The organism is Amorphoplanes friuliensis DSM 7358 (genome assembly GCF_000494755.1).
Classification (GTDB): Bacteria; Actinomycetota; Actinomycetes; order Mycobacteriales; family Micromonosporaceae; genus Actinoplanes; species Actinoplanes friuliensis.
Genome location: NC_022657.1, coordinates 7,295,889 through 7,320,327, shown reverse-complemented (window position 1 = coordinate 7,320,327; position 24,439 = coordinate 7,295,889). Strand labels below are relative to the sequence as shown.

General features: G+C 70.1%; 23 protein-coding genes and 1 riboswitch. Of the genes, 15 read left to right on the top strand and 8 right to left on the bottom strand.

The annotated features are described in order from the left end of the window. Positions 1-10: 10 nt before the first annotated feature. Complete coding sequence (locus AFR_RS33710) at positions 11-568, bottom strand: TIGR03086 family metal-binding protein (protein WP_041841345.1); 558 nt, start codon at positions 566-568, stop codon at positions 11-13. A gap of 52 nt (positions 569-620) precedes the next feature. Between AFR_RS33710 and AFR_RS33705 the strand changes: the two genes are divergently transcribed. Continuing rightward, the gene (locus AFR_RS33705; protein ID WP_238547170.1) at positions 621-1,040 is read left to right on the top strand and encodes a MarR family winged helix-turn-helix transcriptional regulator; all 420 of its coding nucleotides are present in this window, start codon (positions 621-623) and stop codon (positions 1,038-1,040) included. Here the strand turns inward: AFR_RS33705 and AFR_RS33700 are convergent, their stop codons facing one another. The 3 genes from AFR_RS33700 to rnhA form a co-directional block, all read right to left on the bottom strand. Continuing rightward, the gene (locus AFR_RS33700; RefSeq protein ID WP_023561305.1) at positions 1,041-2,564 is read right to left on the bottom strand and encodes a multicopper oxidase family protein; all 1,524 of its coding nucleotides are present in this window, start codon (positions 2,562-2,564) and stop codon (positions 1,041-1,043) included. It lies immediately after the preceding gene. After that, on the bottom strand, positions 2,561-3,001 hold the full coding sequence (locus tag AFR_RS33695; RefSeq protein ID WP_023561304.1) for a hypothetical protein: 441 nt from the start codon (positions 2,999-3,001) through the stop codon (positions 2,561-2,563). The genes AFR_RS33700 and AFR_RS33695 overlap by 4 nt, the downstream gene beginning before the upstream one ends. A gap of 67 nt (positions 3,002-3,068) precedes the next feature. Continuing rightward, positions 3,069-3,530 carry a ribonuclease HI gene (gene rnhA / locus AFR_RS33690; RefSeq protein ID WP_041841344.1) on the bottom strand — a complete coding sequence of 154 codons (462 nt, stop codon included), beginning with the start codon at positions 3,528-3,530 and terminating at the stop codon, positions 3,069-3,071. Between the two features lie 213 nt (positions 3,531-3,743). Here rnhA and AFR_RS33685 point away from each other — a divergent pair, with 213 nt between their 5' ends. The 6 genes from AFR_RS33685 (at position 3,744) to AFR_RS33660 (ending at position 8,995) form a co-directional block, all read left to right on the top strand. Then, positions 3,744-4,658, top strand: coding sequence for an ABC transporter ATP-binding protein (locus AFR_RS33685; protein WP_023561302.1), 915 nt, complete (start codon positions 3,744-3,746; stop codon positions 4,656-4,658). After that, positions 4,655-5,422 (top strand): ABC transporter permease, encoded by a 768-nt coding sequence (locus tag AFR_RS33680; RefSeq protein ID WP_023561301.1) that lies wholly within the window; start codon positions 4,655-4,657, stop codon positions 5,420-5,422. The genes AFR_RS33685 and AFR_RS33680 overlap by 4 nt, the downstream gene beginning before the upstream one ends. Positions 5,423-5,623: 201 nt before the next feature. Continuing rightward, positions 5,624-6,460, top strand: coding sequence for an ABC transporter ATP-binding protein (locus AFR_RS33675; protein ID WP_023561300.1), 837 nt, complete (start codon positions 5,624-5,626; stop codon positions 6,458-6,460). Further along, entirely contained in the window at positions 6,457-7,257 is an 801-nt protein-coding gene (locus AFR_RS33670) for an ABC transporter permease (protein WP_023561299.1), read from the top strand. The genes AFR_RS33675 and AFR_RS33670 overlap by 4 nt, the downstream gene beginning before the upstream one ends. Continuing rightward, complete coding sequence (locus AFR_RS33665; protein ID WP_023561298.1) at positions 7,254-8,381, top strand: sensor histidine kinase; 1,128 nt, start codon at positions 7,254-7,256, stop codon at positions 8,379-8,381. Before AFR_RS33670 ends, AFR_RS33665 begins: the two co-directional genes overlap by 4 nt. Next, on the top strand, positions 8,378-8,995 hold the full coding sequence (locus tag AFR_RS33660) for a response regulator (RefSeq protein WP_023561297.1): 618 nt from the start codon (positions 8,378-8,380) through the stop codon (positions 8,993-8,995). The genes AFR_RS33665 and AFR_RS33660 overlap by 4 nt, the downstream gene beginning before the upstream one ends. Here AFR_RS33660 and AFR_RS33655 read toward each other — a convergent pair. Together AFR_RS33655 and AFR_RS33650 are read right to left on the bottom strand one after the other, a co-directional pair. Next, positions 8,992-9,855, bottom strand: coding sequence for an alpha/beta hydrolase (locus tag AFR_RS33655; RefSeq protein WP_023561296.1), 864 nt, complete (start codon positions 9,853-9,855; stop codon positions 8,992-8,994). The genes AFR_RS33660 and AFR_RS33655 overlap by 4 nt on opposite strands. A 61-nt stretch (positions 9,856-9,916) precedes the next feature. Then, positions 9,917-12,634 (bottom strand): AAA family ATPase, encoded by a 2,718-nt coding sequence (locus AFR_RS33650; protein WP_041843081.1) that lies wholly within the window; start codon positions 12,632-12,634, stop codon positions 9,917-9,919. 149 nt (positions 12,635-12,783) lie between these two features. Between AFR_RS33650 and AFR_RS33645 the strand changes: the two genes are divergently transcribed. From AFR_RS33645 to AFR_RS33620, 6 genes are all read left to right on the top strand, one after another. Beyond that, positions 12,784-13,047 carry a hypothetical protein gene (locus AFR_RS33645; protein WP_023561294.1) on the top strand — a complete coding sequence of 88 codons (264 nt, stop codon included), beginning with the start codon at positions 12,784-12,786 and terminating at the stop codon, positions 13,045-13,047. A 1-nt stretch (position 13,048) separates the two neighbouring features. Next, on the top strand, positions 13,049-13,963 hold the full coding sequence (locus AFR_RS33640) for an FAD:protein FMN transferase (RefSeq protein WP_023561293.1): 915 nt from the start codon (positions 13,049-13,051) through the stop codon (positions 13,961-13,963). Beyond that, positions 13,960-14,535: a ferric reductase-like transmembrane domain-containing protein gene (locus AFR_RS33635; RefSeq protein WP_041843079.1), complete on the top strand. Its 576-nt coding sequence runs from the start codon at positions 13,960-13,962 to the stop codon at positions 14,533-14,535. Before AFR_RS33640 ends, AFR_RS33635 begins: the two co-directional genes overlap by 4 nt. After that, positions 14,532-15,740 (top strand): NADH-ubiquinone oxidoreductase-F iron-sulfur binding region domain-containing protein, encoded by a 1,209-nt coding sequence (locus tag AFR_RS33630; RefSeq protein WP_023561291.1) that lies wholly within the window; start codon positions 14,532-14,534, stop codon positions 15,738-15,740. The genes AFR_RS33635 and AFR_RS33630 overlap by 4 nt, the downstream gene beginning before the upstream one ends. After that, positions 15,737-15,958 (top strand): ferredoxin, encoded by a 222-nt coding sequence (locus tag AFR_RS33625; protein ID WP_023561290.1) that lies wholly within the window; start codon positions 15,737-15,739, stop codon positions 15,956-15,958. Before AFR_RS33630 ends, AFR_RS33625 begins: the two co-directional genes overlap by 4 nt. 494 nt (positions 15,959-16,452) lie before the next feature. Beyond that, complete coding sequence (locus AFR_RS33620; RefSeq protein WP_084298225.1) at positions 16,453-17,976, top strand: sugar transferase; 1,524 nt, start codon at positions 16,453-16,455, stop codon at positions 17,974-17,976. A 40-nt stretch (positions 17,977-18,016) separates the two neighbouring features. Here AFR_RS33620 and phoA read toward each other — a convergent pair whose 3' ends face one another. Both phoA and AFR_RS33610 read right to left on the bottom strand, forming a co-directional pair. Continuing rightward, positions 18,017-19,378 (bottom strand): alkaline phosphatase, encoded by a 1,362-nt coding sequence (gene phoA / locus AFR_RS33615; protein WP_041841343.1) that lies wholly within the window; start codon positions 19,376-19,378, stop codon positions 18,017-18,019. Positions 19,379-19,479: 101 nt separating this feature from the next. Then, a complete protein-coding gene (locus AFR_RS33610) occupies positions 19,480-19,806 on the bottom strand; it encodes a TfoX/Sxy family protein (RefSeq protein ID WP_023561287.1) in 327 nt (108 codons plus the stop codon). A 42-nt stretch (positions 19,807-19,848) separates the two neighbouring features. Here AFR_RS33610 and AFR_RS33605 point away from each other — a divergent pair, with 42 nt between their 5' ends. Further along, positions 19,849-21,063 carry a hypothetical protein gene (locus AFR_RS33605; protein WP_023561286.1) on the top strand — a complete coding sequence of 405 codons (1,215 nt, stop codon included), beginning with the start codon at positions 19,849-19,851 and terminating at the stop codon, positions 21,061-21,063. A gap of 372 nt (positions 21,064-21,435) precedes the next feature. Then, positions 21,436-21,515: riboswitch (cyclic di-GMP riboswitch) on the top strand. Between the two features lie 14 nt (positions 21,516-21,529). Beyond that, positions 21,530-24,415 carry a Calx-beta domain-containing protein gene (locus AFR_RS33600; protein ID WP_023561285.1) on the top strand — a complete coding sequence of 962 codons (2,886 nt, stop codon included), beginning with the start codon at positions 21,530-21,532 and terminating at the stop codon, positions 24,413-24,415. The last annotated feature ends 24 nt before the right edge of the window (positions 24,416-24,439 follow it).

Below are 24,439 nucleotides of genomic sequence, written 5' to 3'. Positions count from 1 at the left end.
GCCCAGGACGCTAGCCCCGGGGTCCGACACTTCTGCCGAGCCGCGTGAGAATCCGGTCGAACGTGGAGCCGCCAGGATCGGGGAGCGGTGCCGCGAAGGCGGTGGATCCTTCGGGCACGGCCTCCGCGATCGGCAGTGCCGCCGCCAGAACCTCGGTGGGCAGGTCGTATCCGAGACCCAGCGCGGTCGCGACATCCCAGCCGTGCACCACGTAATCGACCAGGTGAAAGCCGATCGCCATCCGCCGGGGAACCGGCCGCGCCGTGATCTCCGGCAGCAGAAAATCGTTGTCGTGAGCGGCGAAGGCGGCAATGACCTCATCGGCCGAGCGAAGGTAGGCGTCGACCGAGGGCGTGCCGGCCCGCCAGACCTCCGGGTCGCCGCCGCGCCCCGCGGCCGCGGCGGCGAATCCCCGGTGCTGGACCGTCATGTGGGCCAGCAACGCGCCGAGGTCCCACTCCGCGCACGGAGTCGCAAGTGCCAGGTCCGACGGCGAGATCCGGGCGACCACTCTCATGCTCGCCCGCACAGCCTGCTCGTCACAGCCCAGCAGTTCAATCGTACGCATACGCTTACGATGTGCGCTCGCACACGATATGTCAAGGTGTATGTTCCGGCCCGTGCCTGATCGTCCTGACCTCGCGGCCATGGTGGTGCGGCTCGGCCGTTCCCTGGTCACCGCCGAACGGCCGGTGCTGGCCGCCCACGACGTGTCGATGTGGGGCTACATCGTGCTCAGCGCTCTCGCCGACGAGCCGATGCGCACCCAGACCGCACTCGCCCGTGCCATCGGCGCGGACAAGACCCGGATCATCGCAACCCTGGATGAGCTGCAGGAACGCTCGCTCATCGAGCGGGAGCCCGACCCCGGGGACCGTCGTGTACGCCTGCTGCGGCTCACACCCGCCGGCCGTTCCCTGTACGCGGCAGTACGCGCCGACATCCGGACCGCGGAGGAGGAGTTGCTGGACGTCCTCACCGCCGCTGACCGGCGCACCTTCCTGCGCGTGCTGCAGCTGCTCGACCCCGCGGGCGACTGATCAGACGACGTCGAAGTTCGCCATCATCGCCATATCCTCGTGCTCGAGGTTGTGGCAGTGCAGCATGTACCGCCCGCGATAGCCCGCGAACTTCACCAGCACCTCGACCGCTTCGTACGGCCGCACGTCGACGGTGTCCTTCCAGCCGCCCTCCCACGGGTCGGGGTCCCGCCCGTTGCGCGACAGCACCTGAAAGTGTCCAAGGTGGACGTGAACCGGATGGTGGAAGTCGCTCGTGAACCGCCACAGCTCCACCGTGCCGAGCCGGGGTGCAGCGACCGACCCCGCCGGGTCGTACGGCTGGTTGTTGATCTGCCAGCGCCCGGCCCCGAAGCGGAAGTCGAACTGCCGCACCTCGACGGCCTCCGACCGCTCCAGCACCGGCACGTCGGCGAGCTTCGGGGGCACGCGGGTGTCGTCCGTCGCCGATCGGGTGACGGCAAAACGCATGATCTCCGCCGCTGGTCCCGTACCGAGAGTGTTGGTCAAAGTCACTTCGGACCCGATCGGGTACGCGGAGAAGTCGACCAGCACGTCACAGCGTTCTCCGGGCGAGAGGACGATCTCGCGGTGCATGACCGGCGCAGCGAGAAGGCCGTCATCGGTGCCGATCTGGATCAGGTCTGTTCCGGGGGAGAGTCCGAGCCGGTAGCGACGGGCGTTCGACCCGTTGACCAGTCGCAGCCGGTAACGGACGTTCGCCACTTCGTGCCGCGGCCAGGCAGCGCCGTTGACCAGGATGACGTCGCCGAAGATGCCGGAGAGGAAGTCGCCGTCCGCGCCCGGGTGGTGCATCGCCATGTCCCGCAACGGATACCGCAACGACCCGTCGGCCTCGAACGCCCGGTCGCAGATCAGCAGGGGCAGCTCGCGGTCGCCGCGCGGCAGCGGCAGGGCGTCCTCCTCGTCGTCCGAGACGATCATCATTCCGGCCAGGCCCCGCCACACCTGCGGCGCGGTGAAGTCCATGCGGTGATCGTGGTACCAGAGCAGCCCGGCCCGCTGGTCCATCGGATAGCGGTAGTCGCGGCTGACCTCGTGCACGCGGGCGCCGGTCCCGTGCTGAACGGGTGGCGCGGGCGAGTAACCGGCCGGGGTGATCAGGTCCAGCGGGAAGCCGTCGGAGTCGGCCGGGACGATGCCGCCGTGCAGGTGGGTGGAGGTCGGCACGGGAAGCTGGTTGCGCATGGTGACGGTCAGCGGCCGGCCGCGGCGGGCGCGGATGATCGGCCCGGGGAAGATCCCGTCGTAGCCCCAGATCTGCGTGGTCACACCGGGGAGCAGGTGCGCGTCGGCGACACGTTGGGTCAGGACGATGTGGTCACCGGCCGAGTTCGTGAGCACCGGCCTGGCCACGGGTGGGATCGGCAACGGCGTACGGAAACGCTCCGGCAGGGGGAGCGAACTGGTCAGCAGTGACCCGGTGCCGGGTCCGTCGACGGGACGGCCGCAGCCGGCCAGACCGGCCAGGCCCGCCACGCCGGCCAGGGTGAGGAGCCCGCGCCGCGACAACGGGCCGGTCACGACGGCCCGCCGGCGGTGAAGGGAGCGGACGGCCCGCCGGCGGGAACGGGAGCGGGGGTGCGGTAGGCGAAGGCCCACCAGCACAGTGCCGCGGTCAGGCCCATGATCGCCATGCCGAGCGGGATGTGCAGGCCCACCTGCCGGGCGAAGCCCAGCCCGGCCTGCATCACGATCGCCCACCACAGCACCACGCCGAAGACGATCGGCCACCACGGACCCCGGCCCGGGCGGACCAGCAGGATCGTGGCCGGGAGCAGCGCCGTGGAGGTGAGGATCAGCAGGATCGCGTTGGCGCTGTGCAGGCCCAGCAGGTTGACGTCGCCGGTGACAAAACCACCGGCCAGCGCCCCCTGGATCAGGACCTGGAGCAGGACGATCGTGGTGAGCGTACGGAGGAGGGCGATGGGCCATCGCCGGGCAGGACGGATCTCGGGCACGCGCTCATCGTGCTGGGCGTGGTGACTTTCCGGATCCGGATCCCTACGTAGGGGCTACCCGGGTGTTTCAGGCTCCGGCGATCGCTTCCTGCAGACCCCGGGCGGCGAGACGGTCGGCCCGCTCGTTCTCGGGGTGACCGGCGTGGCCCTTGACCCAGTGCCACTGCACGTCGTGACGGGTGACCGCCGCCTCGAGACGCTGCCAGAGGTCGACGTTCTTGACGGGCTGCTTGGCCGAGGTCTGCCAGCCGTTGGCCTTCCACCGGGGAAGCCACTTCGTGATGCCGTCGCGCACGTAGATGCTGTCGGTGTAGAGCATGACCAGCAGCGGCGCTCGCGTCAGGCTTTCGAGGGCCTGGATCGGCGCCATGAGCTCCATGCGGTTGTTCGTCGTCGAGCCGGCCTCGCCACCGCAGAGGTCCTTCTCGGTCGTGCCCCAGCGCAGAACCGCTCCCCAGCCGCCGGGTCCGGGGTTGGGAATGCAGGCGCCGTCGGTGTAGATCTCCACCGGAGTGGCGGGGGCTGTCATGGCGAGCACCCTACCGACGGGCGTCAGGCCGCCGTTCCGGGGCCTGCGTGACGCCGCAGGCAGCTCCGGGGGGAACCGGTACCGGACCGGCGGCCTGCCCCCGCCTTGCAAGGAGCGAATGGGAGCGCTCCCACGCACAGAGTAGCGAACTTCCGCTCCGGCGCAAAGTGGAGGCCTCCGAGGGCTGTCCGACCCAGCCAGTACAGTTTCGGCATGCGTGAGGCAGCCGTCGAGGTGCAGGACGTCGTCGTCAGATATGGCGACGTCACCGCGGTCGACGGTGTCTCTCTCACGGTCCCGCGCGGCGCGATCCTGGCCCTGCTCGGCAACAACGGCGCGGGAAAGACGAGTCTGCTGCAGGTCTGCGAAGGCTTCCGCGGTCCCGACGCCGGTTCGGTCCGCGTGCTCGGCCTCGACCCGGTCGCCGGCCACGACGACCTCATGCCGCGGCTCGGCATCATGCTGCAGTCCGGGGGCGTCTATCCCTGGGCCACGGCGGGCGAGATCCTGCGCCTCTTCGCGTCTTTCGCCGCAAACCCGCTCGACACCGACATGTTGCTCGACCGGCTCGGTCTGCGAAAGTTCGCCAAGACGACCTTCCGCCGGCTCTCCGGCGGTGAGCAGCAGCGGCTGTCCCTGGCCCTCGCCCTGGTTGGCCGGCCCGAGCTCGTCTTCCTCGACGAGCCCACCGCGGGCATGGACGTCGGCGCCCGGCAGACCACCTGGGAGCTGGTCGAGACGCTCCGCGCCGACGGCGTGTCCGTGCTGCTCACGACGCACCTGCTCGACGAGGCCGAGAGTCTCGCCGACCACGTGGTCATCATGGACAACGGCGTGGTCGCCGCGACCGGCACCCCGGCCGAGCTCACCGCCGCGGCCGGCATCGACCTGCTCCAGATCCGTGCCGACCCGGCCCTTCCGCTGACCGATCTCGCCGCCCGCCTCGATGCGAAGGTCACCGAGGACAACCCCGGTGAGTACGCCGTCGCCGGTGCGCTCGACACCGAGGCGATCGCCGCCGTGCTCGCCTGGTTCGCCACCGCGGGTGCCCAGGTCACCGCGGTCAACACCCGCCGCCGCACCCTCGAAGACGTCTACCTGGCCCTGACCGCGGGAGCGGCACGATGACTGCGACAACCGGCACGTTCACCCCCGCTCCGGGCCGGGCGCCCAAACGAGCGATCCTCCGCCGGCAGATCCGCATGGAGCTGATCCTCACCGCCCGCCGCGGCGAGGCCGTCGTGCTGGCGATGGGCGTTCCCCTGCTGGTCCTGCTCGGTGCCGGGCTGACCCGCGCGACCAACCTGCCGACCGACGACCGCCTGGGCTACGTCGTCCCCGGTGTCCTCGCGCTGACCGTGATGTCGACGGCCTTCACCGGCCAGGCCATCACCACTGGATACGAGCGCAGCTACGGCGTCCTCAAACGCCTCGGCGCCTCACCCCTCACCCGCTCCGGCCTGCTCTTCTCCAAGACAGCCGCGATCCTGTGCCTGGTCGGCCTGCAGATCCTGGCCCTGGGCATCGTCGGTGTGGTGGTCGGCTGGCGCCCCGAGTTCTCCCAGCTGCTGTCCGCGGCCGGGGTGACAGTCCTGGCCACCGCGGCCTACTGCGGCCTGGCCCTGCTGCTCGCCAGCGTCCTGCGCCCCGAGACGACCACCGCGGCGGCCACGCTGATCTACGTGCTGATGCTGGCCGCGGGCGGCATCATGTTCGCGGCGCCGGATCTCGGTCCCGCCGGTCACTTCCTGCTCCCGCTCGCCGCGCACGCCGAAGCTCTCCGGGCCACCCTGACCGACGGCACGACCGTGCCCGGAAGCATCTGGCTCAGCCTCACCCTGTGGGCCGCGGTGTCGCTGACCGTCGCCGCCCGCAAATTCCGCTGGGAGTGAGACCCCGCCTCCGCTGGGTGTGAGGCCCAGCTTCCGCTGGGTGTGAGGCCCAGCTTCCGCTGGGTGTGAGGCCCAGCTTCCGCTGGGTGTGAGGCCCAGCTTCCGCTGGGTGTGAGACCCCGCGTCCATCGATCGGTGGACACGGCGTGACAGCCACGCGGTCGTCCCGGGAGGGCACCGCCAACCGTGACGCTGTGAGGCATGACAGCGATCGAGGTAAGCGGACTCCGCAAGGCCTACGGCGGCAGACCGGCCGTCGACGGCATCAGTCTTTCCATCGAGCACGGCGAGGTTTTTGCCCTGCTCGGCCCGAACGGCGCCGGCAAGACCACCACCGTGGAAATCCTGGAGGGCCACCGGCGGCGTGACGCCGGGGCGGTGCGCGTGCTCGACGCTGACCCGGGCAATGCAGGACGAGCCTGGCGCGCCAAGATCGGCATTGTTCTGCAGTCGGCCACCGACGCCGCCGACCTGACCGTCACCGAGATAGTCCGGCACGTGGCCGGTTTCTACCCTCGCTCCCGGCCGCCGGCCGAGGTCGTCTCCCTGGTCGGGCTGACGGACAAGAGCCGGGCCAGGGTGCGGTCGCTCTCCGGCGGTCAGCGCCGCCGCCTCGACGTTGCGCTCGGCATCGTGGGACGCCCGGAGGTGGTCTTCCTCGACGAGCCGACCACCGGCTTCGACCCGGAGGCGCGGCGACAGTTCTGGGATCTGGTCCGGGCGCTGGCCGCCGAGGGCACCACGATTCTGCTCACCACTCATTACCTGGACGAGGCCGAGGCGCTCGCGGACCGGCTGGCCGTCATCGCGGACGGTGTCATCGTCGCCGAGGGCACTCCCGCGACGCTCGGTGGCCGGGCGGAGGCGGGGGTGCTGGTCACCTGGGTCGACCGGAACGGCCGGCATGAGCAGCGGACCGACGACCCGGCCGCGGTGATCGCCGAGCTGACGGCCGCGGGCACCGATCTCGGGTCGCTCACGGTCGCCCGGCCCAGCCTCGAGGACACCTACCTGCAGATGATCGGAGAAAAGAAATGACCGACGTCGCCCTGATCGGACTTCGCCGCGGCGGGATCGAGATCCTGCAGTTCCTCCGGGACAAGACCGCACTGATCTTCAGCTTCGGGTTCCCGGCGCTGCTTCTGCTGCTGTTCGGGACGATCTTCTCGGACGATTACGACCATCCGGGTCTGAGCGCGGCGCGGGTCTTCTCGGCCAGCATGATCGCGTACGGGATCGTGTCGACCGCGTTCATCACGATGGGCGTCGGCATCGCGACCGACCGGGAGGACGGCACGCTCAAGCGGCTGCGGGGGACACCCGTCACCGCGGGTTCGTACTTCCTGGGCAAGCTGGTGCTGGTCGCGGCGCTGACCGCCGCCGAGGTGGTCGTGCTGCTGGCCGTCGGGGTGTTCGTCTTCGACGTGCCGCTGCCGGACGATCCGGGTCGCTGGTTCACGTTCGGCTGGCTGTTCGTGCTCTCGGTGCTCGCCTGCGGCCTGCTCGGCATCGCCGCCAGCGCGCTGGTCCGCTCGGCCCGCACCGCCGGGGCCGTGCTGAACGTGCCGGTCGTCGCGTTGCAGTTCCTCTCGGGCGTTTTCATCCACCCGATCACGCAGCTGCCGGACTGGATGATCACCGTCGCGTCGATCTTCCCGGTGAAGTGGATGGCGCAGGGTTTCCGGTCGGTGTTCCTGCCCGACAGCACGGTCGGGTTCGAGGCCGGCGGCGCGTGGGAGCACGGCCGGATCGCCTTGGTGCTGGGAGTCTGGTGTGTGGTCGGATTGGTGCTGTGCCTGGTGACCTTCCGCTGGACGAACCAGCGCGACGCATGACCGGCCCGGAGGTCGCACGATATTCGATCTCGTGGGACCTCTGTTACGCCGTGGTCGCCCTGGCGGTGGCCACGGCGGTCGCCGCCCAGTCCGAGACGCCGTCGGCCAACCGGCTCGTCGCGACCGGCTCGATCATGGCCATCGCCCTGCTCTACGCGGTTGCCGGTCGCCGCGCGGATTCCGGCCCGCTGTTTGTCGTCGCCACCCTGGTGATCTTCGGCATCGGCACCTACGCGGTGTCGACCGTCAGTTATCTCCTCTTTGCCCTGTGCCCGATGATTTTCATGCTGCTGAGGGTCAGGCCCGCCGTCGTCGCGGTCATCGGCGCGAACGTGGTGCCGCTGATCGCGGGCTTCCTGCGCGGCGGCGCCGACTGGTACTTCGTCACCCACCTCGGACCGATCTTCGTGATGTCGGCGGCGCTGGCGGTCTGGCTCGGCATCTGGATCAACCGCGTGATCGAGCAGAGCACCGAGCGGGCCGCGCTGATCGCCGAGCTGGAGAGCAGCCGCGCCGAGGTCGCCCGTCTCTCGCACGAGACCGGTGTCGCGGCCGAACGGGCCCGGCTGGCCGGCGAGATCCACGACACCCTGGCCCAGGGCTTCACCAGCATCATCACCCTGCTCCAGGCCGCCGATCCCGCGCTCGCCGACGAGCGGCTCGCGCTGGCCGTGCGGACCGCCCGGGAAAACCTGGCCGAGTCGCGGGCACTGGTCGCGGCCCTGGCGCCCGCGGCGCTCGGTTCCGGTTCACTGCCCGATTCGGTACGCCGTCAGGCGACCCGCCTCACCGAGGAGTCCGGCATCCCGGCGACCTGCCGCGTGTCCGGTGACGCCCGCCCGCTGCCGACCGCGGTGGAGGTTGTGCTGCTCCGTGCGACCCAGGAGGCCCTGACCAACGTCCGCCGGCACGCCGCGGCACACGAGGTCGCGGTGCTGCTGGCGTACGGGGAAAGGTCTGTGCGGTTGGTGGTCCGTGACGACGGGCGCGGCTTCGATCAGGGTGCCGCCGACGGTTTTGGGCTGCCGGGCATGCGTGCCCGCGCTGAGCAGGTGAACGGCACGCTGACCGTGCGCAGTGACCCGGAGACGGGCACTCTGATCGAGGTGGAGGTGCCGGTGTGATCCGGTTGATCCTGGTGGACGATCATCCCGTCGTCCGGCACGGGCTGCGCGGCATGCTCGAGGCCGAGCCGGATCTGGCCGTTGTCGGCGAAGCGTCGTCCGGTCCCGAGGGTGTGGCGGTGGCGGCGGAGTTGCGGCCCGACATCGTGCTCATGGACCTGCGGATGCCCGGCGGTGACGGCGTCGAGGCCACGGCACGGATCCTCGCGACCGTGCCCGGCGTCCGCGTGCTCGTGCTGACCACGTACGAGACGGACCGTGACATCCTGCGCGCGATCGAGGCCGGCGCCGGGGGTTATCTGTTGAAGGACGCCTCGCCGGCGGAGCTGGCGGACGCCGTGCGGGCCGCGGCCCGGGGTGAGACCGTGCTGTCGCCGAGCGTGGCGTCGACACTGGTCCGGCAGGTCCGCAGCCCGGCCCCACCGGCGCTGTCCGCCCGGGAGACGGAGGTGCTGCGCCTGGTGGGGCAGGGTCTGACCAACGCGGACATCGGCCGTGCGCTCTTCATCACCGAGGCCACGGTGAAGACGCACCTGTTACGCGCCTTCACCAAGCTCGACGTCGCCGACCGCACGGCCGCGGTCACCCGGGCGATGGGCCTGGGTCTGATCTAGCGTTCGGTGAACCGCTCCACGAAGGCCAGGGAGGTCTGCGCGACCTCGAGCCAGCCGTTGTCGATGGTCAGCGAGTGGCCGCGGCCCGGGATTTCGGCGAACTCCGTGGTGCCGGGGTTCTTGAGCTGCTGCTTGTAGGCGGCGTCCGAGATGGCCGGCGGCACGGTGTGGTCCTTCTCGCCCGAGACGATCAACAGCGGTCCCCGGTACGGGTTCTCGGTGTCGACCTTCACCTCGGTCCACGGGTTCAGGTTCGCGGCGGCGGCCTGGAAGAGCGGTGCACCCGGCGCCGGTACGCAGTACGTGTCGTAGAGCTGGTGCGCCTCCTCTTCGGAGACGGCGTTCGCGAACGCGTACCGGAACTGTTCGTAGGTCAGCGGAACGGCCTTGTGCCTGTTCGACGGGTTGGACAGGGCCGCGGAGGCCGCACGCAGCGCCGAGATCGGCAGCGGCAGCACACCCCGGAACGGCGCGGCGTCGATGGCGACGGTGGCCGCGGACAGGGCCCGGCCCGCCACGATCATCGCGAGGAGGCCGCCGAACGAGTGGCCGACGACGGCCGGCTTCTTGTCCAGCTTGCCGATGACCTCGGCGTAGTGGTCCGCGACCTGGCCGACGGTCTTGTTCGCGAAGACCTCGGGGTGGGCCTTGGCCTCCTCGACGGTCTCCGGATCATCGGGCCAGCCGGGGGTGATGGGCGCGTAACCGGCGGCCTTGAACACCTCGGCCCAGCGGTCCCAGCTGCTCGGGAGCAGCCACAGTCCGTGGATGAAAACGACCGGTGTCAGCCCGGTGGCGTTGACCTCGGCGATGTCCTCGAGGGTGTGTGCGGGGATGACGGTGGCGGGGTGGTCGGACATCCGGTGCTCCTTCGTCGGAGTGCGTGCGCAAACTCAACGTAGGACCGCCGGCGACGGGGAGCTATACGTCACCTGACGTAAAGCTCTGCTGCAGCGACCGGCTCAGCTCGGCCCGGGACCGGATGCCCAGCTTCGGGAAAATCCTGTACAGATGGGTGCTGATCGTCCGCGGTGACAGGAAGAGCCGCTCGCCGATGTCGCGGTTGCTGAGCCCGGTCGCCGCCAGCTCGGCGATCTGCAGCTCCTGCGGGGTGAGCTCGTCGAGGGCGTCCGGGCCGCGGTGGACACGTTCACCGGCGGCGCGCAGCTCGGCCCGGGCGCGCTCCGACCAGGGCCGGGCGCCGAGCGCGGCGAAGGTGGCGGTGGCGGCGCGGAGGTGGTGGCGGCTGTCCACGTTGCGCCGCTGGCGGCGTAACCACACCCCGTAGGCGTACTCGATGCGGGCGCGCTCGAACTGCCACGCGGACAGGTCGGCGTGCAGCGCCTGCTGGAAACACGCCTCGGCCTGGTCGTCCGGCGCGAGCAGGGCGGTGCAGTAGCGCAGGGCCACCCCCAGCACCGGGAAGTACGCCCACGGCGCGAGCTCGTCGGCCAGGTCGCTCAGATCGTCGAGACGACCGCACCCGGCCGCCGCCTCGGCCAGATGCCCGATCGCCCAGAACTGCACGTACGGGTGGTACGGCACCTCCGCCGGGTCGAAGATGCGGTGCAGGTGCGTGTACGCCTCGTCGTACCGGCCGTCGGCGAGGGCGTCGACCCCGCGGACCAGCTGGACCAGTGCCAGCATCGGGTGGGCGCCGATCGGCAGCAGGGCGCGTTCGCCGGTGTCGGCGAGCTCACGGGCGATCGGGCCGTTGCCGCGCAGGGCCTCGGCCTGCCCGCGGGCGAGGTCGGCCACCACGGCCCACCGTGGCTGCCCGGTCTCCAGAGCCAGCGACCGCGCCTCGGAGGCCGCCGTGATCGCCAGCCGGACGTTGCCAAGCTGGGCGGCCACGGTCGCCTGCTCGACGAGCGCCTCGGCCAGCGTGCCCAGGCGGCCCTGGGACCGCAGCGCGGAGACAGCGGCGGCACTCAGGACGGTCGCCTGACCGAGCGCGCCGACCGCCGACGCGCCCACGGCGAGCAACTCGAGGTCCTCGGCGAGGGTGGTCAGCTCACCGGCGAGCCGGTCGATCTGATCGAGGACCAGCCGGCCGCGTTCCAGCGGGGCGACCAGCGCCAGCACCGAGACGAGCCGGGGATCCAGCGGGTCGACCGGCAACCGTTCGGCCGCCGCGACGATCAGGTCGCGGGTCGCCCGGTCCGGATTGGACCACCAGCAGCGCAGGCTCACGTTCACCAGGGAGTCCAGTGCCAGCTCGGTCTCGCCGTCCTTGCGCATCCGCTCGATGATCTCCACGAACGCGGGCATCCGCGACGCCCCGGTCCAGCCCACGGTCAGGAAGATCTCCCGCAACCAGGCGAGCCGCGCCTGTTCGATGCCGGACAGCGGCTGATTTTCCAGACTGTGCAGCAGCCGGACGACGGTGGCGCCGTCACCGGCCTCGTGGGCGGCGACAGCAGCCCAGAGCACCCGGCTCGACCGCTCGTGCCTGTTCTCGCTGAGCTGGGCGGCACGTTCGAGGGCCGTCACCGCGAGCGCGATCGCGCCGCGGCGGCGGGCGGCGTTCGCAGCCGTGGTCAGCTCCGCGGCGAGCTGCTCGTCCGGGCCGGAGGCCGCCTCGGCGCGATGCCAGATCCGGCGTTCCTGATCGCCGGTGAGCACCTCGGCCAGGGCGGCGTGCACGGCCCGGAGCCGGGCGACACCGGTGCCCTGGCGCAGCGCCGAGCGCACCAGCGGATGCCGGAACCGGATCAGCAGCGTCCCGTCCACCTCGATCAACCCGGCGGCGGTGGCCGGGAAGAGGTCGTCCGCGGTGGCCGGGAAACCCTGCAGCCGCGTGGCGGCGGCAACAACCTCGTCGACCCCGGCGCCGTCGTTGACCGCGGCCACCAGCAGAAGTGTGCGCACCGTCCCGGGCAGCTCGGCGACGGCCTGGGCGAACGCCCGCTCGAGCCGGTGCGGCAGCGGCAGCCAGGCCGGGAGCAGACCGTTGGGGCCGTACCGGCCGGCGACGGCGGCGAGCTCGACCAGACCCAGCGGGTTGCCGCCCGCCTCGCCGAGGACCCGGCTGCCCAGGTCTGCCCGCAGGCCGGGGGAACGCGCGTCCAGCAGACCGGCGGCCTCGGCCTCGGGCAACGGCTCGATCCGCAGCTCGGCGAGCCCGCTGCCGTCCAGCCGGGAGGTCGCCTCCTCGCCGTCGCGCATCGCCATCAGCAGCACGACCGGATCGTCCTGGAGGCGGCGGGCGACAAAGGCGAGCGCCGACCAGCTCGGGCCGTCGAGCCACTGGGCGTCGTCCACGGTCAGCAGCAGGGGACGCTCGGCGGCGGCCGCCGTGAGCAGCTCCAGCACTGCCAGCGCGACCTTGGCCGGGCGGACCTCGGGACCGTCGGCGCCGACCGCGTCCAGCACCGTGCGATGCGCCGCGGCGGTGGACTCCAGGACCGGCACCTGCGCGACGAGGCGGTGCAGTCCGGCGTACGCGATGGTGAATTCGGCCTGGACCCCCGTGCTGCGGGACAGGCCCGCGTCGCCGGCGGCCGCCGCCCAGTCGAGCAGGGTCGACTTGCCCACGCCGGCCTCGCCCCGCAGCACCAGGACGTTGCTGGGTGTGCCGGTGTGCTGCAGCAGAGCGGTGAGCCGAGCCTGTTCCGGCTCCCGTCCGAAGATCTTCACCACACCTCCGAGCTGTGGGAACCCTTCCACACCCTAGCGGTGTCTTGTTACGCCCCCGGTTCACAGAAATCGCTCAGGCGGACCACAGGGCACGGAGAGGTCGGTAGGACACATTCGTTGAGTCGTCAACAAATGAGGGGGACGATCCGATGGACCGGGACAAGGGACTACGCCGCACCACGGCGATCACCGGGGCGCTGGTCGCGGCCAGCCTCGCGGGGACACTCGCGGTGGGCCTCGCCGCCCGCGCCGCGGAGTCCACCCCGCAGAAACCCGAGGCCGGCACCGAGGCCGGCACCGAGAACAGCACGGGTACCGACGCGGACAACGACAGTGCGACGACAAGCACTGATTCGCCGCAGTTGTCTACCGGGAGCGACGACTCCGGCCAGGCCACCTCCGGGGGGTCCTGAGATGCCGCTCGTCGAGACTCTGCCGGTCGGCGCCGGCACCGCCCAGTGGCAGGCCTGGGGAACCGTGGCCCGCATCGTCGTCACCGACCCGGCCGCCCTGGACGACGCCCGCGAGCTGGTCGAGGCGGAACTCGCCGCCGTCGACGCGGCGTGCAGCCGCTTCCGTCCCGGCTCCGAGCTGAGTGTTGCCTGCCGTGCCGGTGGCCGGCCGGTGACCGTCAGCCCGCTGCTCGCCGATCTGGTCGCCGCCGCCCTGGAAGCGGCCCGGCAGACCGCCGGTGACGTCGACCCCACCGTCGGAGCGGCGCTCTGCGGGCTCGGCTACGACCGCGACTTCGCCGCCATCACCGGACGGCAGGTCGCTCCGGCGGTCCGCATCTTCACGGCGCCGGACTGGCGGGCGGTGCGCCTGCACGACCTGTCGCTCACGGTTCCGGACGGTGTGCTGCTCGACCTGGGGGCGACTGCCAAGGCTGCTGCCGCCGACCGGGCCGCTGCCCGCGTCGCCCTACGGATGGGCGTGGGGGTGCTGGTGGCGCTCGGCGGGGACATCGCGACCGCGGGCCCGGCGCCGGAGGGCGGCTGGCGTGTGCTCGTGCAGGACCGGCCCGGTGATCCGCGCTGCACCGTGCACCTGCCCGCCGGTGCCGCCCTGGCCACGTCGAGCACGGCCGGGCGCACCTGGGGGCGGCCGGGTGAGCTGCTGCACCACATCCTCGACCCGCGCACCGGGCAGCCCGCCGAAAGCGTCTGGCGCACGGTTTCCGTCGCGGCGTTCTCGTGCCTGCGGGCCAACACCCTCAGCACCGCCGCGATCGTCCGGGGGCAGGCGGCGCCGAACCTGCTCCACGGCGTTCCGGCCCGGCTGGTCACCGGTGATCTCGACGTGCTGCGGCTGGGCGGGTGGCCGGCATGACCGACGCGCTCTGGTACTTCGGGCGGGGAACAGGGCTCGTCTCGCTGGTGCTGCTTTCCGTGGTGGTCGCGCTGGGCATCGGCGCACGCTCCGGGCGTACGGCCTTCGGGCTGCCCCGCTTCGCCGTGAACCTGTTGCACCGCAACGCCGCGCTGCTTGCCGTGATCCTGCTGGCCGGGCACGTGCTCAGCCTCTACTTCGACCCGTACGCCCAGCTGCGCTTCTTCGATCTGGTCGTCCCGTTCGCAGGCCAGTATCGCCCGTTCTGGTTGGGTCTGGGCACTCTCGCGTTCGATCTGGTGCTGGCGCTGATCGTGACCAGCCTGCTCCGCCACCGGCTCGGCGCGCGGACGTGGCGGATCGTGCACTGGCTGGCCTACCTCAGCTGGCCGATCGCCCTGCTGCACGGCCTGCAGACCGGAACGGACGGCGGCACCTGGTGGCTGCGCACTGTCGCCGGACTGTGTGCCGCGCTGGTGCTGGCCGCCGTCGCCTGGCGGGTTTCGCCGTCGTTCGCCCGTTTCCCCGCCCGCGCCCCGCGGCGGGCCCGCATCCTCGAGGAGGTCCGATGACCACCGTGGACGCCCCGCCCGGCGTGGGACGGCGACTGCTCGCCGGCCCGAACGACGGCCGGCTCGACACCCACCTGGGCCGCTACGGCCGCCCGCCGGCACTCGACGCCGACCGGCTCGTGGACCTGCTCCGCGACTCCGGCCTCACGGGTCGTGGCGGTGCCGGCTTCCCGGCCTGGCGGAAATTCGACGCGGTCCGGCGCGCCGGCGGTACGCCTGTTGTCGTGGCGAACGGGTCCGAGGGTGAACCCGCCAGCGGCAAGGATCGGGCGCTGCTCGCGTACCAGCCGCATCTGGTTCTGGACGGTCTGCAGCTCGTGGCGCGGGCCCTCGGCGCTCGCACCGCACACGTGTATGTCGCCGCGGCCTCGGCGGCCGGTGTCCGGGCTGCCCTCGCCGAGCGACGTGGCGCAGGCCTCGATCCGATCGCAGTGACCGTCACCGTGGCGCCGGAGGCCTTCATCTCGGGGGAGGAGTCAGCCGTGGTCGCGGCGGTCTCCGGGCGGCCCGCGCTCCCCGCCGACAAGCGGGTCCGCATCACCGAGTCCGGCGTCGGCGGCGCCCCCACACTGGTCCAGAACGTCGAGACCCTGGCGCACCTGGCACTGATCGCCCGGTTCGGCCCGGCGTGGTTCCGCGCGGCCGGCACCACGGACGAGCCGGGCACGTTCCTGGCCACGGTGAGCGGCGCGGTCGGGGCTCCCGGCGTCCTCGAGGCCGGGTACGGCGTGCGGCTCGGCGACCTGATCGAGGCCGCCGGTGGTCCCTCCGCACGGTTGCAGGCCGTCCTGCTCGGTGGGTACCACGGCGGCTGGGTGCCCGCGTGGCCGGACGTGGAGCTCAGCCGGGCCGGGCTGGAGCAGTTCGGTGCCTCGCCGGGCGCCGGTGTCGTGGTCGCCCTGCCGGCGGACGTCTGCGGTCTGGCCGAGACGGCCCGCATCGCCGGTTACCTGGCCGGAGAGGTTGCCGGCCAGTGCGGTCCGTGTGTCAACGGCCTGCCGCGACTGGCCACCACGCTGGGCGATCTTGCGCACCACCGGACCCGGCCCGGTCTGCCGGCCGAGGTCGAGCGGCTGTCCGCACTCGTCGCCGGGCGCGGCGCCTGCCGGCATCCGGACGGCACGGTACGCATGGTCCGCAGCGCCCTGCGCGCCTTCGAAACGGACGTCGCCGCTCATCTCGCCGGCGGGTGCGTGGCCCGATGAGCACCGAACGCCTGCACGTCGACTGGACCGCCTGCGACGGCCGCGGGCTCTGCGCCGAGCTCCTGCCGGAACTGCTCGTGGAGGACGACTGGGGGTACCCGGTCGCGCGCAGCGGCGAGTCCGAGCCCACCGTGCCGCCACACCTCGCCGGCCCCGCCCGGCGTGCCGTGGACCGCTGCCCGGCGCTGGCGCTGCGACTCGTCCGGTCTGCCCTTTGACCCGTCCCGCGGAATGGGGCAGGCCGCTTTCTTTTCCGGATGTTCGGCGCCATTTTCTCCACTTCGGAGGATTGCGTTCTGCCGTTCGGGCAGCCTGAGGCGTGCCCGCAGGACGTACCCGCCGTGCGTCCGTCGTGTTAACGTGCCGTGCCGTGGGCGGACGTATCGGGGCAATCATTGCCGCCAATGCCAGGAAATCGGACAACGATTTCCTTCGCGGTTGCGCACTTCCGGCGGACCGGGAACGGCTGTACTTTGTCCGATGTGGAGCCGAGTTCGACCGCAATGCATGGTGATGCCGTCTGATCCGGCATCCGAAAAAGTAGTGCTGAGTCAGTCAGGATAACGACCTAGGTATCGGTATTTCCTGAGCCTCGTCTAGCGTTCACCGCCTGGCGTCCCGACGCCCGGTGCTGTGGGCCGGGGTGGGACGTGGTCAGGATGTGGGTGGATTTGCCGAGTGGGCGTGGGGTCTCACTGGAGGCAGGGGCGTCGTGACAACGACGGAAACAACGGCGGACAATGCCGCGACCGGACCGATTCCGACAACTTCATCGTTTGCCGGCTTCACCGACAGGGATCTCGGTGTCGCCGGCGTGCAAGATCACGAGCACGCCGACCGCTGGGCCTGGGAGGCGCGATACATCAAGCTGCTCCTGGGCATCGACTTCGGGGCGACGCTGATCGCCACGCTGGCCGCGTTCGCGCTGCGCTTCCGGGGCGCGTCGTACGCCAACTGGTACCTCGCGCTGTCCGTGCTCATCCCGCTGGTCTGGGTGGGGCTGCTGGCGCTGTCGCACGCGTACGAACGGCGGCTGCTGTTCGTCGGCGGTGAGGAATACCAGCGGGTGCTGCGGGCGGGCGTACGCCTGACCCTCGTCCTGGCTCTGGCGTCCTATGTGGCCAACGCTGATCTCGCCCGGGGTTATCTGGTCATCGCCCTGGTGCTGACCACCGTCTTCTCACTCGCCGGCCGCTTCGCGCTGCGCAAGGTGCTGCACAGGGCCCGCAGACGCGGCGACTGCATGCACCGCGTGCTGGTGCTGGGTCACGCCATCGCCGTCTCGCAGGTGACGAGTCAGCTGCACCGCCGATCGCATCACGGCCTCCAGGTCGTCGGCGCCTGCCTGCCCGCCGACCAGCTCGGTGACGCGGCGCGGGTGGTGGACGTCCCGGTCTTCGGATCGCTGGCAGCGGCGGCCAACTCCGCCGCGGCGGCGGGCGCCGACACGGTGGTGGTGCTGTCCTGTCCCGAGCTGGACGGCCCGATGCTGCGCCGCCTCGCGTGGGACCTGGAACGTGACGACATCGACCTGATCGTGTCGTCGGCCCTGGTCGACACCGCCGGCGACCGCATCACGGTCCGTCCGGTCGACGGGCTGCCGATGATGCACGTCGAGCACCCGCGGCTCTCCGGTGGGCGCCGGCTCATCAAGTCGGTGTTCGACGTGTCGGTCGCGGCGCTGCTGCTGGTGGTGTTCGCGCCGCTGTTCGCGCTGGTCGCCCTGCTCATCCGGCTGGACACGGGCGGTCCCGTGTTCTTCCGGCAGGTCCGCGTCGGCCGTGGTGGTCAGTCCTTCGGGATGTACAAGTTCCGGACGATGCACACCGACGCCGAGGCGCGCCTGCAGGCGATGCGCGCGGAGAACGAGTTCTCCGACGTGCTGTTCAAGATCCGCGACGATCCGCGGGTGACCCGCTCCGGGCGCATCCTGCGCCGCTACTCGCTCGACGAGCTGCCGCAGCTGTTCAACGTCCTGCTGGGGGAGATGTCGCTGGTCGGGCCGCGTCCGCCGCTGCCCGCCGAGGTCGAGCAATATCCGCAGGACATGCGCCGGCGCCTGGTGGTCAAGCCGGGCATGACCGGGCTGTGGCAGGTCAGCGGGCGGTCGGACCTCTCCTGGGAGGACTCGATCCGGCTCGACCTGCGCTACGTGGAAAACTGGTCGCTCACCGTCGACCTGGTGATCCTGATGCGGACCGCCATGGTGGTCCTGCGGGGATCCGGAGCGTACTGAAAAGGGGCTGCCCGCGTGGGCAGCCCCTTCTCGCGCTGAACTACCGGACGCCGAGCGCCCGCTTCATCGTGAAGAACAGATCGGTCTGGTTGGTCACGCCGAGCACGTTGGCCGCCTGCGGCCCACCGGCCGCGATCCGCACCTCGGTGCCGGTGTGCTGCTGCGAGCCGGTGATCTCCGACGTGGCGTAGCTGATCGTCATGTTCGCGCCGTCGTGCGTGGTCAGCGTCGCCGTGTAACCCATGGTCGGCGCCTCGACGATCTGGCTGGTGTGGCCGTGGTCGGCCGTGACGACCACCAGGGTGTCCGGGTGGGACTTCTGGTAGTCGAGCACCTTCTTGATCGCCGCGTCGAAGGCGACCGTCTCACCGATCTGACCGCACGGGTTGGCGGCGTGGTCCTGCTTGTCGATCGAGGCGCCCTCGATCTGCAGGAAGAAGCCCTTGCGGCTGTTCCGGGTCTGCTTGTCGAGCACGTCGATCGCCTTGCCGGTCATGTCGACCAGGTGCGGCTGTGTCGCCGTACGCGCGGTGTTGACCGCGCACTTCGCCGGCGCCGTACCGGTGCGGGTCGGGGCCGGGCCGACCCACTCGAGGTCCATGTTGTTCTTGGCGAACGCGCCCAGGATCGGCTTGCCCGGCTTGGCAGCGGCGAGACCGGTCGCGTCGGTGACGATCTGGTAGCCGTTGACCTGCGCCTGCTGAGCGACGGTCAGACCCTGGTAGCGGCCGGCCTTGACGGTCTGGTCGAAGAACTGCTTGCCACCACCGAGAAGCACGTCGGGCTTGGTCTGCACGAGCTGCTCGGCGATCGAGCCTGCGCCACCGTTGACCTTGTCGTTGACGGCGCAGGTCGCCATCGCGTCCGGGCCCTTGCAGTCGCGGTTGACGACGTGCGAGCCGAGCACGGCCGGGGTGGCGTCCTGCAGCTCGGCCGTGGTGACGTCACCGGTCCGGAAGCCGGCCTGCTTGGCCAGTTCGAGGATGGTCGGCTTCGGCTTGCCGTCCGGCGTCACCGAGATGGCCCCGTTGTAGGTCTTGTGGCCGGTCGCCCAGCCGGTGCCCGACGCGGCCGAGTCCGTCACGTACTCCGGCAGGCTCGGGTTTTCCTTCTGCACGGCGTACGTGGTGTAGGCGCCGGTCAGCGGAAGCTTGTCCATGGCGAGCCGGCCGGCCGCGCCGACCTGGTAGTTGCGGGTGATGGTGATCTCACTGTCGCCCATGCCGTCACCGATCAGCAGGATGACGTTGCGGGCCTTGCCACCCTGGATGGCGTGCTTGGCGGCCTGCGTCCGGTCCGGGTGCGAGTCACCGGCGAGCGCGACGGCCGGCACGGCCACGATCGCGGCTGCGGCCAGCACCACGGCGGCCCGGCGGCCGCGCAGTTGACGAAGTACATTCATGCGCCATACAGCATCAGTCGCAAACAACGCCGCCCTGGACGGCAGGCGAAGGGGCGGTTAAATCCGCCGGTCCGCGACCTCGGAAATGAACCAAGGGTGAACTACTTGGGCGGAAGCGCCCGAACGAACACCGACGCGCGGTCCAGCCACCCGTCCAGGACCTCGTCGTCGAGCTCGGCGCCGTCGACCACCACCCAGCCGCGCATCGGGCGGCCGGACATGTCGACCGGGCGGACACCCGGCAGTGTCAGCGCCTGGTCGTAGGTGTCCTTGCCGACCCGGACCATCAGGTCATCGCCGGTGACACACACGGTCAGGTTGCCCTCGGTGAGGAAGGCCAGCCCGCCGAACATCCGCTTGTCGCTCACCCCGGGCAGCACACCGAGCCGCTCCCGCACCCGCTCGGCCAGGGCCTCGTCATACGCCATCGGCCGACCGTACCGCTGGCGCGGCGTTCCTAGGCTGACGCCATGCTCCGCAAGGTCACTGCCGTGGTGGTCACCCTGATCGCCCTGGTGGCGGCCGGTCGCCTGGCCACACCCCAGGACCGGTCCGGCGTACGCCCGCAGCTGGCGTTCCTGCGCGCCGAACTCGACGACGGTGCCGCCGCGGAAGCCCAGAAGCTCTTCCCCGAAGGCTATTTTTTCCTGTACGCCCTCTACGGCCTCGCCCGCGCCGAACTCGGTGACGCCGACGAAGCCCGCTGGGCGCTCTCCCGGCTGGAGACGCCGGCCGGCCGCGAGCCGTTCAGCGCGAGCCTCACCCCGGCGTACGGCGTCTTCTACCAGGGCTGGACCAACTGGCTCCGCGGCGCTGTGCTGTCCCTGCGCCCCGACCCGGCGCTGCAGCGCGACTTCGAGACCGCGTCGGCGGCGCTGGCTGCGGCCTTCGACGCCTCGCCGACGCCCTACCTCGCCGCCTACCCGGGCCAGGCCTGGCCCGTCGACTCCACCGTCGCGATCGCGTCCCTCTCCCTGCACGACAAGATCCTCCCGCCCCGGTACGCCCCGACGAGAGCACGCTGGCTCGCCGGTGTCCGCGACCGCCTCGACCCCGTCACGGGCCTGCTGCCCCACACCGTCGACGTGCGGACAGGCGCACCCACGTCGGTCGCCCGCGGCACGTCGCAGAGCATCATCCAGCGGTTCCTGGTCGACATCGACCCGGCGTTCGCACGCTCCCAGTACGAGCTTTTCCGCTCGCAGTTCGTGGTGCAGCCGTTGCGGCTGGGCCCGGCGGTCCGCGAGTACCCGCTGGGCACCGACGGCCCGGCCGACGTCGACTCCGGCCCGCTGCCCCTGGGCATCAGCCTGTCGGCCACCGCCGTGACGATGGGCGCGGCGGCGGTGCAGGGGGACAGCCAGCTGGCACGGTCCCTGGCCAATTACGGGGAGCTGGTGGGCGTACCGGTGGAAACGCCCTGGACGAAACGGTATGCCGGCGGTGTCCTCCCGATCGGTGACGCCTTCGTGGTGTGGTCGAAGACCGCCCGCCCCTGGGTCGCCGGCCCGCCGGCGCCGTTGCCGCGGGCGCTGACGTGGTGGTGGCGGGTGCCCTTCCTGGCGCTGCTGGCGCTCGTGACTCTCCTGGCCTGGCTGCAAACCCTCCGCCCTCGCTCAAATGAGCCGCCGGACCGGAACGTCACTTCTTTACGCCTGCCGAAAGGCCGCCGGAAAGCCGTATGACCGACGCGGAGGCCGGCCGCTCTCACAGCGCCGCCGCCGATCACCTCCCGCGGATTCCCGTGGTGATAACCGGCCATCCGCGGGAGTTACCCATGGACACCCGTCGCCGCCGAGATTGATCACAAGATCACTCGCTGGGATGCATTTCTGCAGGTGAGAGCCCTGCGAGCGCATGATCAAGTAGAGAAGAAATCAGTACAAGACCGTGCTGACGGGGCTATCCGACCTAAAAGTCCAATTCCCTCACACCCACTCAATTCGCTGGTTACAGTACGGACGGCGCAACTCCCAAGTGCGAGCTTTGTCCCCGCGCTAGGTGCCCGCGCCACCCGGTCCGCACAAGACCGGCGCACCACCAGCCGTCGCGTGCGGCACCGAGAAAGGCAAACCCGTCGAGAGGCGGGGACGCAAAGCCAGGGACCTCCCGAGCGGGAGGCGGCCCAGCCGCCGAAGGAGACAGAAACACATGCGCTATTCACCAGCCCATGCGGCCAAGAGCGGCTCGGTTCCGTTCATGCTGCGTGGCCCGAAGTCGGCCAAGACGATCCTCTCGGCCGCAGTCGCCGGCGTCGTCGGACTCGTGCCGGCCGTCCTGATCGCGTCGCCTGCGATGGCCGCGGTGACCTATACCTGGACCGACTCGACACCGAATGCTACGGAAGCGCAGCCGGTGACGGCCGAACTGACGTGGGCCGACAGCGACCCGTTGGGCACGGCTCCGACCACGTACACCTGGAGCACCGCCGAGGGCACTGCGAAGGCTGGCTACGACTTCACCCCGGTGACGGGCGCAACCGTCACCTTCACCAATGGCAAGGCGAACTTCTCAGTCACGACTCTCGCGGACACTGTTTACGAGGGCGATGAGTCGTTCGACATCGTGGTCAACAACGGGAACGTTGCCGTTGCGACCGCGACTGCCACCATCAACGACGAAGATATCGCTCCCACCTACACGATGACCGCTAACAAGACGACGGTCACGGAGGGCACTGACACGGCAGTGACCGTGACGGTAAAGCTGGACGCGGCATCAGCCGCGCCGGTGTCGATTCCGATCACGACCGAAGACGGCTCCGGCGCAAACGGCGCTAAGGCCGGCAGCGACTACACCACCTACTCCACGCCGGTCACCTTCGCGCCCAGCGAGACCACGAAGCAGTTCACTGTCCCGATCCTGAATGACACGACGGATGAGGACGACCAGACCTTCACCATCAAGGCCTCTGCGGGAACTGGTGTGACGGGCACTGCGAGCCCCATCACCATCACTATTGCCGATGAAGATGCGGCGCCCGCCGTCAAGTTCAACAGCGCGACGGCGTCGATCGAAGAAGGCAAGGACCTGAAGTTCCCTGTGTCGCTAACTGCTCCGTCTGAGAAGACGGTTACGGTGAAGTACGACACCAGCGATCTCACCGCAGGTGCGCAGCCAAACGGCGAGGGTCTGGCGTCTGCGGGCAAGGACTACACCGCCGTGAGCGCCGGCGTCGTCACCTTCGCACCTGGTGACACCCTCAAGGACGCCGTAGTCAAGACGACGACGGATGACCTGGACGAGATCACTCCCGAGGACTTCCAGGCGACGCTGTCGGCGCCTACAAATGCGACTCTCGGCATGCCGGCTACCTCTATCGGCAAGATCGCGGACCCGAACACGACCACTTCGCCGACCGTGACTCTCACGCCGACCACGGTTAAGGAAGGCAACGCCACCGCGTCGCAGACCTTTACCGTGAAGCTTTCTAAGGCCTCCGGCAAGACCCAGGTCGTTCACTGGATCGCGGGTACGGGGCTTGGGCAGACTGCCACTGCGAACGCTGACTACAAGTCAGCCAGCGGCGACCTCACGTTCGCGCCGGGGGACCTGGAGAAGACTTTCTCCGTCGATATTCTGGGTGACCTTACGGACGAGCCCGACGAGAACTTCACTCTCACCCTGAGTAATAAGGACGTTGCCAGTACGCTGTCCAACGTCTCCGGGGATCTCAAGGCCAACACAATCCTCATCACCGATGACGACGATAAGCCGACGTATTCGGTGAACAACGTGTCGATGGCTGAGGGCAACACGGCCTCGGTCGCCCTCTACACGCTGAAATTGTCGAATCCGACCAGCACCGCGCTCACCTTCAACGTGACTAAGGTCGACGACACCGCGAAGAGCGCGCCGGTTGGTGACCCGCTGACGGTCTTCGGCACTGACGACTACTCGGTGCCGGTGGGAACTGTCACCGTCCCAGCGGGTCAGCCGGCCGGTTATGCTTTCGCGCTGGTGAACGGTGACGGGATCTTCGAGCCCGATGAGGCAGCGTCCCTTAAGTTCACCCCTGCTGACGTTGCTACCACGGGAGCCGTCACCGGAGCATCCGCCACCGGCACGCTGACCCTCACCAACGATGACACCGCGCCGGTGCTCAACGTCGTACCTGTGAGCGGCAATGAGGATGACACCGTAACAGTCAAGGGAATTGTGATCGGGCAGTCGCAGGCTGAGGTTAGCCTGAACGTCAGCTTCGAAGGCAAGTCAGTTGGTGGCACCAAGGCTGCCTCGGCGGACGACTTCACCAACCCAGGTGCTCAGCTGGTGAAGATTCCAGTCGGGACACCGGTCGGTGCCCAGATCAAGATCGCCGATGTCAAGCTGACCAAGGACTCGGTGGCCGAGCCCGCCGAAACGATTCTGGTCTCTGGCTTCGGCCTGAGCAATACGGGTAGCGTCAAGGACGGCGCTATCACCATCGCTGCCAACGGCACCACCACGCCGGACCCCGACCCGGAGGAGCCGGGTGAGGACAGCATCACGCTGGACTCGTCCTCGGACTTCCGTCTCGGCGTCGGCAACATCACGCTGAGCGGCAAGACCACCCCGGGTGCCAAGGTGCAGCCGTGGGCGCAGCCGCTCGACAGTGACGCCGGACTGGTGGAGTACGGCAGCGAGGTCACCGCTGACTCGTCCGGTAACTTCTCCTTCGTCGGGAAGTTCACCAAGACCGGGTACAAGTTCGCCGCCAGCATCAACGACGGTGACCTGACGTCGGACCCGGTGACCGTCTTCCTCAAGCAGGACCCGGACCTGTTCCTCCGGTCGTCCAGCCGGGGCCAGGCGACGCTGAGCGTCTTCGGTGACCCGCGTGTCGCCGGCCTGTCGGTCCGCTTCCTGCGCGCCAACAGCAACGGCACCTGGAGCACGGTGGCGACCGGTTCGCTCGACAGCACCGGCAAGCTCAGCAGGACCCTGACGGGCCTCAAGTCGGGTGCGTCGTACCTCTACAAGGTCACCGTTTACGGTGACGGCGACGTCGGTCTGCTGACCAACACGTCGAAGAGTGCACGCGTCACGATTCGCTGAACCAAGCAGTAACAGGAGCGGGGC